This window comes from Candidatus Poribacteria bacterium (genome assembly GCA_021295755.1).
Lineage (GTDB): Bacteria > Poribacteria > WGA-4E > WGA-4E > PCPOR2b > PCPOR2b.
In genome coordinates, this window is record JAGWBT010000195.1 from 9,326 (window position 1) to 13,313 (window position 3,988).

4 protein-coding genes are annotated in these 3,988 nt (G+C 48.3%); 1 reads left to right on the plus strand and 3 read right to left on the minus strand.

What is annotated here, in order from left to right:
- The 3 genes from J4G02_21375 to J4G02_21385 all read right to left on the minus strand — a co-directional run.
- Window positions 1–241: hypothetical protein (locus J4G02_21375; GenBank protein MCE2397073.1), on the minus strand; the 241-nt coding region annotated here is incomplete at its 3' end.
- A 136-nt stretch (window positions 242–377) separates the two neighbouring features.
- Window positions 378–2,099, minus strand: coding sequence for a CRTAC1 family protein (locus J4G02_21380; protein MCE2397074.1), 1,722 nt, complete (start codon window positions 2,097–2,099; stop codon window positions 378–380).
- Window positions 2,100–2,110: 11 nt separating this feature from the next.
- On the minus strand, window positions 2,111–3,295 hold the full coding sequence (locus tag J4G02_21385; GenBank protein MCE2397075.1) for a tetratricopeptide repeat protein: 1,185 nt from the start codon (window positions 3,293–3,295) through the stop codon (window positions 2,111–2,113).
- Between the two features lie 184 nt (window positions 3,296–3,479).
- On the opposite strand from J4G02_21385, the gene J4G02_21390 reads away from it, so the two are divergent.
- Window positions 3,480–3,988: hypothetical protein (locus J4G02_21390; protein MCE2397076.1), on the plus strand; the 509-nt coding region annotated here is incomplete at its 3' end.

Consider the following 3,988-nt stretch of genomic DNA (forward strand, 5'->3'; position numbering starts at 1 on the left):
GCGCCCCTCCAAATTTACCTGGTTCTCTGGTTACACCACCTGCGGTGATGTTATTGATTGTACCGTCTGCGTGGTGGCCACTTGCATCAACGATTGCAGCGCCATCTGCCTCATCAAAGAGCCAGATGCCTACAATGTCCTCGTCGGCAAGTTCAATTTTGGTATACCCTGGATGCGTGAAAATCAGTCCAAGGGCAACGAGACTGACACACACCAAGGTCGATTTTAACACCGTGTTCATTCGTGGACCTCCTGATATTTACGAGTCGATGCTGAGTCGTTCCAGCAGAATCAAGAATTTGGCGGCACACTGCCGCTCTGTCTAATTTATAATATTAGCATTTTTCACAAATTATTGCAACCACTTTTTGATCTCATTATTCGTTGAGCTCTGTAATTTCGATAATTTGATTGACTGACATCGCTTTCATCTGATAAACATGCCCACTCGGAAACCTTACGCTGATTTTATCAATGACCGTGTGATCCCCTAAACCGAAATGAAGAGCAAGTGCATTTTGGCAAAGGTAACCGGAGCCACTTTTCACCTCAGCCATCTGTGAAAACTCCCCGGTAACGACTTCGACCCGCGCCCCGATTCCCGCCCGGTTACTTGTAGTTCCACGGAGGTGCACTTTCACCCAATTGTTCTTGTTTCCGCCGTCGTTCCTGAGCAGTTGTGGATTACCATCGCTATTGGTGACCAATATATCTATGTCGCCATCATTATCATAATCTCCAAACGCAGCCCCCCGGCTGGGTGCTCTTTGGGACAGATCGAGGCCGGTATTGGTAGTGACCTCTTGAAAAACGCCACCCCCTAGATTCCTGAAAAGGTGATTGATCTGCGCGTAAGTCGTTTCAGGATTGAACTTTTCGACATTGCCGAAGATATGCCCGTTGGCGATAAATATATCCTTGGCACCGTCGTTATCATAGTCGAAGAAACAGACACCCCACCCCAAGGATGCGTAAGTGCTTTCTCCGGTTCCAGAGATATAAGAAGCGTCAGAAAAAAAACCATCTCCGTCATTGTGGTATAGGGTTGCCACTTCGTCCTGAAAATTGGTCACCATAATATCCAAATGACCATCGTTGTCGTAATCACCAAAATCAACGCCCATACCGCTTCCCATCTCGCCGTTTTCGCTCAACGCAACACCTGCAAAAAAAGCCATATCGGAGAATGAACCATCGCCGTTATTGTGGAATAGGTGATTCTCATTTGTGTCGTTCGCCACATAGAGGTCAATATAGCCATCGCTGTCGTAGTCGCCCCAGACGATTCCAAGTCCTCTGCTCCGCGGTTGGTAAACGCCCGCCCCTTGGGTAACTTCCGTATATGTTCCGTCGCCATTGCTTCGATAGAGGATATCCGCTTCGCCCACGTATTCCTGCGGGTTGCAATACGTGCGCACCCCTTTATTTTTGCAGATTTTGTTTTTATCCAGTTGGTACTGAATATAGTTGGTCACATACAAATCAAGATACCCATCGTTATTATAGTCTGCAAAGGCGCACGAGGCACCCCAACGCACATCTGCAACATTGGCTCGGTCCGCCACATCGGTGAAAGTTCCATCTCCGTTGTTGCGGTAGAGGCGATTTTTTCCAAAATTGGTCACATACAGATCAAGGTGTCCATCGTTGTCATAATCTCCGACACAGCACCCAACACCGTAACTTTTGTCTCCAACCCCGGCAATCTCCGTTACATCGGTAAAGGTTCCGTCCCCATCATTTCGATAGAGACGGTTCGTTGGTGGCTTCCCCGATTGAAAACCGGGCAGATCCGCTCCATTGACGAAGTAGATATCGAGATCTTCATCATTATCGTAATCAAGAAATGCTGCCCCTGAGCCGAGTTGTTCGACAAAATAGAATTCACCGCTCCTGCCGTTTGTATGCTTGAAATTGATACCCGCTTCGGCAGTCACGTCGGTGAAGATTGGCGTTTGGGCTGCGACAGTTTGGGCTGCGACAGTTAGAGAAGCAAACAGCAAGGGGATGAGCAGGTGAAACGTGAAACGTGAAACGTGATGTGCGAAACGTATTGCGTATTGCGTATTGCGTATTGCGTAAAGTAACCTTCCTTCCATTCTGCTTTTCCTCATTTCTTCTGTTCAGCGATTGCTTTTTGGATGAGTTTCTGGCGCGCCACATAGTCCGGATCATTGGGTTGCAGGTCAACTGCTGTGGCAATAGCTGCAGCAGCATCTTTGTACCTTTGCGCTTTATACAGGGCGTAAGCAAGGGTATCCCAGTAGGAGGCGGTCGGTTTCAATTTGACCGCCCGTGTCGCAAGCGAGATCGCCTCATCTATGTTTTTCTCGCTCTCGGCATAGAGCCAAGCGAGTGCATTACAAGCCGGGGCAAAATTTGGGCGAAGTTGGAGAGCGGTCTCAAACGATTCAATTGCTTTCTCGGCCTCACCCTTTTTGTGATAGATACTGCCCAATTGATAGTGCCCCGCAGCAAAATTGGGTCTGATCTCAAGTGCTTGTTGGAGATACTCCGCTGCGGTTTCCAAATCATTCTGTTGGAGAGCAATGGCGCTGAGTCGCGCATAAGCCGGCGCGAACGCGGCATCCATATCAAGTGCCCGCTGAAACGCTGTCAGCGCTTCATCAATCTCTCCCTCCTTCAGCGATTGCTCTGCGAGATTAAACCGTTCCTTCGCCTTAATCTCCCGAAACCTTTCCAACTGACGTTTCCCTTCCTCCTGTTTGCCCATCCGGAAATAGGCATTCGCTAGCTGATAGTAGGCACCGGTGTGATCTGGATAAAGTGCTAGCGCTTTTTGGTAACAGGGAATAGCTTCCTCAAACTTCCCTTGTTGGGTCAAGAGGTAGCCGAGTTGGAAATGTGGCAGTGCTAGTTCTGGATCCAATCCGATGGCGAGTTGATATTGGGTTTTCGCTTTTTCAAATGCCCCCTTCCTCGCATAGATTAAACCGATCTGATAGTGTCCGAGCACCTTTAAGCCGTATTGTGCACTCGGTGAGTTGGGATCAAGATGCAGCACAATCGCGTAAGATTCAACCGCTTTGTCAATCCAGCCTAGCCTGCTGCAGACAATTGCAAATTGAACGTGTACCTCAACCTCTCGCGGCTGAATCTTGATCGCCTCCGAGAGATGTTCAACCGCTTTGACAAATTCGCGTTGACTCGCGTACAGATTTGCCTTCTGGAGATGCGTCTGAAACTCCGACTCCGAATAGAGGCGAACACTGCACAGATTTAGGCAAATCACGATAAAGAAAAAGGAAATCCATCTGTTATGTAAATTGACCATCTGATGTTACCTCAGTACAATTGCTTATTTTTGTAGACAATCGAGTGATTTTTTGTTAAACTTTAATAAAGGTTCTCAGGTCTTATTGTGGGGATTTTGCAACCAGAATTGCACAAGCTATCAGTAGCTCAACAAGGAGAGCATAAAACTCTCCTCTACCAGAACGCAGAAGGAGTGCATCAATATGAAAACGTCTAACAGAACTATCCTCACTCTCGCGCTTATCATGGTGTTGACATCCTCCATAGCGCTTGCCGCGAGCCCGGTGAAGAAACCTGTGCTTTACTTCAACCCCTTAGAAACTAGGCAAGACAAGGGGGACAACGCTTGGAAGAATGCCGGCACTGCTGGCGGAGAAATTAGCAAGGGCGAAGCCAAACCAGTCCTTGAAATGGGTCCCATTGAAATTCCATCAATCGGTCTTAAGGCGGACGATGCTGCGTGGTATACCGCAACTCGGTCTAAGACAGTTTTCGCCAACGAGGCGGAGGACCGCAAAGCACCAGTTCTGAATCTCGAAAGCTTCACCATTGGGCTCCTTATGCGAGTCAACGGTCCATATTTCGCAGAGGAGAACATCATTATAGGCATACAAACCGAGGGGAAAATACCACCTCGGGCGCATGAGCAGGTTGTTCGGATATGGCTAGATGTTGCCGGCAAAGGCATTGTCCAAAACGTAAGTATCGCCCA